Source organism: Nocardia sp. NPDC060220, from assembly GCF_042727815.1.
GTDB lineage: Bacteria > Actinomycetota > Actinomycetes > Mycobacteriales > Mycobacteriaceae > Nocardia.
On the sequence record NZ_JBHWZY010000560.1, the window covers coordinates 1 to 4,636 of the forward strand.

A 4,636-nucleotide genomic window follows, 5' to 3' on the forward strand; every position below is an offset into this window, starting at 1 on the left:
GCTCGAGCGAATGCGTGAGGTCAGCCTCGGATACCTACCGCCGACAGCGCCGGTGCTCGTCGGGCACGGCCCCCGCGACCGGGTGGTCCCCTACCGACAGACCGAGCTGCTCACCCAGCGGTGGCGCGAACTCGGTGTCGAGGTCAGCGAACATCGGATCCGATTCGGTGGCCACTTCACCGCGGCACCGCAATTCGCCCGGGCCGGATTCGCGTTCCTCGCCGACTGCTTCGCCGAGCAGGACCGGACGGCGACCCCGACCGCCTCCTGAGCGATTCCGCCGGAGTCCGCCGGACGTCGCGGCGCAGTACTGCCGGTGCCGACCGACACCCGCGCCACCCGGATCGCCGAGATCGTCACCGAGCTCACCGGTGACGCCGCGAAGCAACGAATTCAGTTCTGGCACAACGGAAATACAGCGCCGGATGACGGATTTCCTCGCCGACGACGGGGCGGGTGCGGTGCTGCCCGATATGGCCGTCATCGGGGATCGTCCTAAGGGAAGGTTAGGAACCGCCCGTGCCGCTTCCTTTCGGCATGTGAGCGCCGACACAGTGGTCTCCGACGGCGCAATGCCGCGCCGATAGAGGAGGGTCCAAGGTGACAACGACACAGGCCGGTGGTGAACGGCGAGTCGTGGCGAACGTGCTGCGCGGCTCGATCGGCAACCTCGTCGAGTGGTACGACTGGTACGTCTACGCCGCGTTCAGCGTGTACTTCGCGAAGGCGTTCTTCCCGGACGGCGACCCCACGGCGCAACTGCTGTCGACGGCGGCGGTATTCGCGGTCGGGTTCATCATGCGCCCGATCGGCGGCTGGGCGCTCGGGCGCTACGCCGACCGGTTCGGCCGGCGCGCCGCCCTCACTCTGTCGGTGACGGTGATGGCCGCGGGTTCGCTGATGATCGCGGTGACGCCCGGATTCCAGACCATCGGTATCGCGGCGCCGGTGTTGCTGCTCATGGCGCGACTGCTGCAAGGACTGTCGGTCGGCGGTGAATACGCCACCAGCGCAACGTATCTGTCCGAGGTCGCGTCCCCGGGCCGGCGCGGGTTCTACTCGAGCTTCCAGTACGTGACGCTGGTCGCGGGCCAGCTCGTCGCCCTGGGCGTGCAGATCATCCTGCAGCAGATGCTCTCGTCCGAGCAGATGTACAGCTGGGGCTGGCGCATCCCGTTCCTGATCGGTTCCGGTGGCGCGATCGTGGTGATGCTGCTGCGACGCGGCATGGACGAGTCGGACTCGTTCAAGGCCATGGAGAAGACGGCCGAGACCGGCAAGGCGGCCGCGAGCAGCTCGCGCGGTTCGCTGCGGGTCCTGCTGCAGTACCCCCGCGAATGCCTGCTGGTAGTCGGCCTGACGCTGGGCGGCACGGTGGCGTTCTACACCTACACGACCTACATGCAGAAGTTCATGATCAATACCTCGGGCATCTCCAAGGACACCGTGGCCTGGATCAACTTCGTCGCGCTCCTGGTCTTCGTGGTGCTCCAGCCGATCGCGGGCGGTCTGTCCGACCGGATCGGCCGCCGCAAACTGCTCATCTTCTTCGGTGTCGCCGGCACGGTGCTGACGGTGCCGATCATGACGGCGCTCGCGCACACCTCCAACCCACTCGCGGCCTTCGGCCTGATGATGACCGCGCTGGTGATCGTCACCGGCTACACCTCGATCAATTCGATCGTGAAGGCCGAGCTGTTCCCCACCAAGATCCGCGCGCTCGGCGTCGGGCTGCCGTACGCGCTGACCGTCGCGATCTTCGGTGGTACCGCGGAGATGATCGCGCTGGCGTTGAAGAAGGCAGGCCTCGAGTCGCTCTACTTCTTCTACGTCGCCGGATGTATCGCGATCTCGCTGATCACCTACTACTTCATGCGGGAGACCTCGGCCGAGTCGACCATCGACGCCGACGACGTCGTCGATGCCGATGCGGTCGAGCCGGAACGGGCGATGGCCGCCGTGCGTGGCTGACCGTCCGGAACACGCGCCGGTCCTGCCGCTATGGGAGGATCGGCGCGTGCGGCTTGCGGTGGTCGAGGACGACGACGGGGTGGGCGACGCCCTGGTAGAGGCGCTCACCGCGCGCGGCTACCGGGCCGAGCGCATGCGCCGTGGCGCCGACCTGCTCATCGCCCACCGTGACTTCGACGCCGTGCTCCTCGACCTCGGGCTGCCCGATGCCGACGGGTTGCAGGTCCTGCGTCAGCTGCGTGAGGTCAGCACGATCCCGGTATTGATCCTGACCGCCCGCAGCGACGAACGCTCCATCGTGCGTGGCTTGCGTGGCGGAGCGGACGACTACGTGGTCAAGCCCCCGCGGATCGCCGAACTGATGGCGCGGCTCGAGACCGTACTGCGCCGGGCCGCGGCCGTCGCCACGCGGGCCAGGACCGAAGTCGTCACCGGTGATGTCCGGGTGGATCTGCATGCGCGGGTCGTCGAGGTGGCCGGTGCTCCGATCGCGCTCACCCAGAAGGAATTCGAGCTCGTCGAGGTTCTGGTGGAACGGCCGGGCGCCGCGGTGAGCAGGCAGCAGCTGATGGACCGCATCTGGGGCGATGCGTTCGTCGCGGTCTCGCGCTCGCTCGATGTCCACATGACCGGGCTGCGCGCCAAACTGAACCGGCCCGGGCTGATCACCACTATTCGCGGCTACGGGTATCGGTGGGGCGAGTGAGTGCCCGAGGACCGGCATGCGCCGCAGACTGCTGATCGCGCTCACCGTCTTCGCGGCGCTCGCGGTGCTGGCCTTCGCGATTCCGCTGTCGCTGACCGCCGCCACCAGCCGAACCCAGGAGCTGGTGCTCGGCCGATCCGGTGACGCCGACCGCTTCGCGACCCTCGCCGACGCGGCGGGGTCGGCCGGCGGGGTGCAGGCACTCGCCGACGAGGTCGGCCGCTATCACGAGCTGTACGGGGAGAACGTGCTGGTCGTGGATGCTCGCGGGGCACCGATCGTCAACGCCGGGGTCGAGGTGAGCGATGTGCGGATCCGGGCCGCGGTGGCCGCGGCTCGCCGCAACCAGCGACCGCAGCAGGTGGATCGGCTGACGCCGTGGAGCGCCCCGGTCATGCTCATCGCCCGGCCCGTCGGCACGGGCGTGCAGGTCAACGGGGCCGTCGTGATCGAGGCGTCGACCGCCGCGGCGCGCGCGACGATCGCCCGGGTGTGGGCGGTGATCGCGGTGGGCGCGCTCGGCGCGATGGTGGTCTTCGTGCTGTTGGCACTGGTCCTGAGCCGATGGGTGCTGCGCCCGCTGGCCGCGATGTCGGACGCGGTCGCCGAACTCACCGCGACACTGCCGAAACCACGCGGCCGCGCCCCGATCACCAGAAATTACGGTGGCCCACCGGAGGTCCGTGATCTCGCCGAATCCGTCGACGCCATGGCCACCGCCGTCGCCGATTCCGCCGACGCGCAACACCAGCTCGTCGCCGATACCGCGCATGCCATGCGAAACCCGCTCGCCGCCTTGATGATTCGTCTCGACTCGCTGGAGTACGCGGTCCCCGGCCAGGCGTCGGCGACTTTCCGCGGTGCGACCGCGGAAGTGGAACGGCTGACCGCGCTCCTCGACGATCTGCTGGAGCTGGCCGTGGCGCAAGCACCCGCGTCCTTCGGCACTGCGGCATCCACCGACGAGCGGTGCGATCCGGCACAGGTCGTGGCCGACCGAATCGACGCATGGGGGTCGGCGTTCGACGACGCGGGGATGCGGTTGACCACGGCACGCCGACCCGACGGATCGGTCAGCCCTGCGCCGCCGGACGGCGGTGAGGATTCCGGCAACCACAGCGCGGCGGCGATCAGCTCGGCGGCGCTGGCCCAGATTCTCGATGTGGCACTGAGCAATTCGTGCCGGTACGCGGGATCCGGCGCGCACACGGTCGTCGGGGTGAGCGACGAACCGGGCTGGGTGAGGGTCCAGGTCGCCGACGACGGGCCGGGCGTCGCGCCGGACGAACTCGACAAACTCACGGCGCGGTTCTTCCGCGGTTCCGCCGCGGCCGCGGGCGGAACGGGGCTGGGGCTGTCGATCGCGCAGGCACTGGCCACGGCGTGGGGCGCGAGGTTGACGGTCGAGGCGGTGCGCCCGCACGGGCTCGCCGTGACGGTCCGGATACCCGAGGTGGCGCGATGAGTGGTGGATCGCCGATGTCACGTCGCCGAATGTTGGCCTTGGCCGCACTCGTGTCTGCGGGCGTGGCCGGGTGCGGCACGAACGACCGGACAACGGTGCGGCTGGCCTCGGGCGAGGACGGGGGCTTCTACTACGCCTTCGCGCGACTGCTGGCCGCCGCGGCCGCTGACGACACCGACACTCTCCGCATCGAACCGGTGGAAACCGCTGGGTCGCAACAGAATCTGCGGATGGTCGCCGACGGCGACGTCGACACCGCACTGGCGCTGGCGGATTCGGCGAGCGATTTCGGCGGGCGTGTGGTGGCGCTCGGTCGCGTCTACGAGAACTATCTCCAGCTGGCGGTCCGCACCGGCGATCCGATCAACGAGGTCGCCGACCTGCGCGGACGCCGAGTCAATCTCGGTGCCGCGGGCTCGGGCGCCGCGGTCACCGGTCAGCGACTGCTGACAACGGCCGGGCTGGATCCGAGCGTCGACGTCGTGGTCGAGCAT

The 4,636-nt window shown here is 69.3% G+C and carries 5 protein-coding genes; all 5 read left to right on the top strand.

Annotated features, from left to right (window positions below):
- The coding region (locus ACFWF3_RS25050) for a lipase family protein (RefSeq protein ID WP_379315660.1) at nt 1-271 on the top strand (271 nt) is incomplete at its 5' end.
- Nucleotides 272-600: 329 nt separating this feature from the next.
- Nucleotides 601-1,971: an MFS transporter gene (locus ACFWF3_RS25055; protein ID WP_378987618.1), complete on the top strand. Its 1,371-nt coding sequence runs from the start codon at nt 601-603 to the stop codon at nt 1,969-1,971.
- 46 nt (nt 1,972-2,017) lie between these two features.
- Nucleotides 2,018-2,677, top strand: a complete 660-nt coding sequence (locus ACFWF3_RS25060; RefSeq protein ID WP_378987621.1) for a response regulator transcription factor — start codon at nt 2,018-2,020, stop codon at nt 2,675-2,677.
- A 16-nt stretch (nt 2,678-2,693) separates the two neighbouring features.
- On the top strand, nt 2,694-4,142 hold the full coding sequence (locus ACFWF3_RS25065) for a sensor histidine kinase (RefSeq protein ID WP_379315662.1): 1,449 nt from the start codon (nt 2,694-2,696) through the stop codon (nt 4,140-4,142).
- Nucleotides 4,139-4,636, top strand: a 498-nt coding sequence (locus ACFWF3_RS25070) for a TAXI family TRAP transporter solute-binding subunit (protein WP_379315664.1), incomplete at its 3' end; no start/stop codon positions are given. The genes ACFWF3_RS25065 and ACFWF3_RS25070, both read left to right, overlap by 4 nt.

Excerpts from the sequence above, each read along its gene's own strand:
- ACFWF3_RS25065 (WP_379315662.1), top strand. The coding sequence starts at position 2,694 with ATGCGCCGCAGACTGCTGATCGCGCTCACCGTCTTCGCGGCGCTCGCG.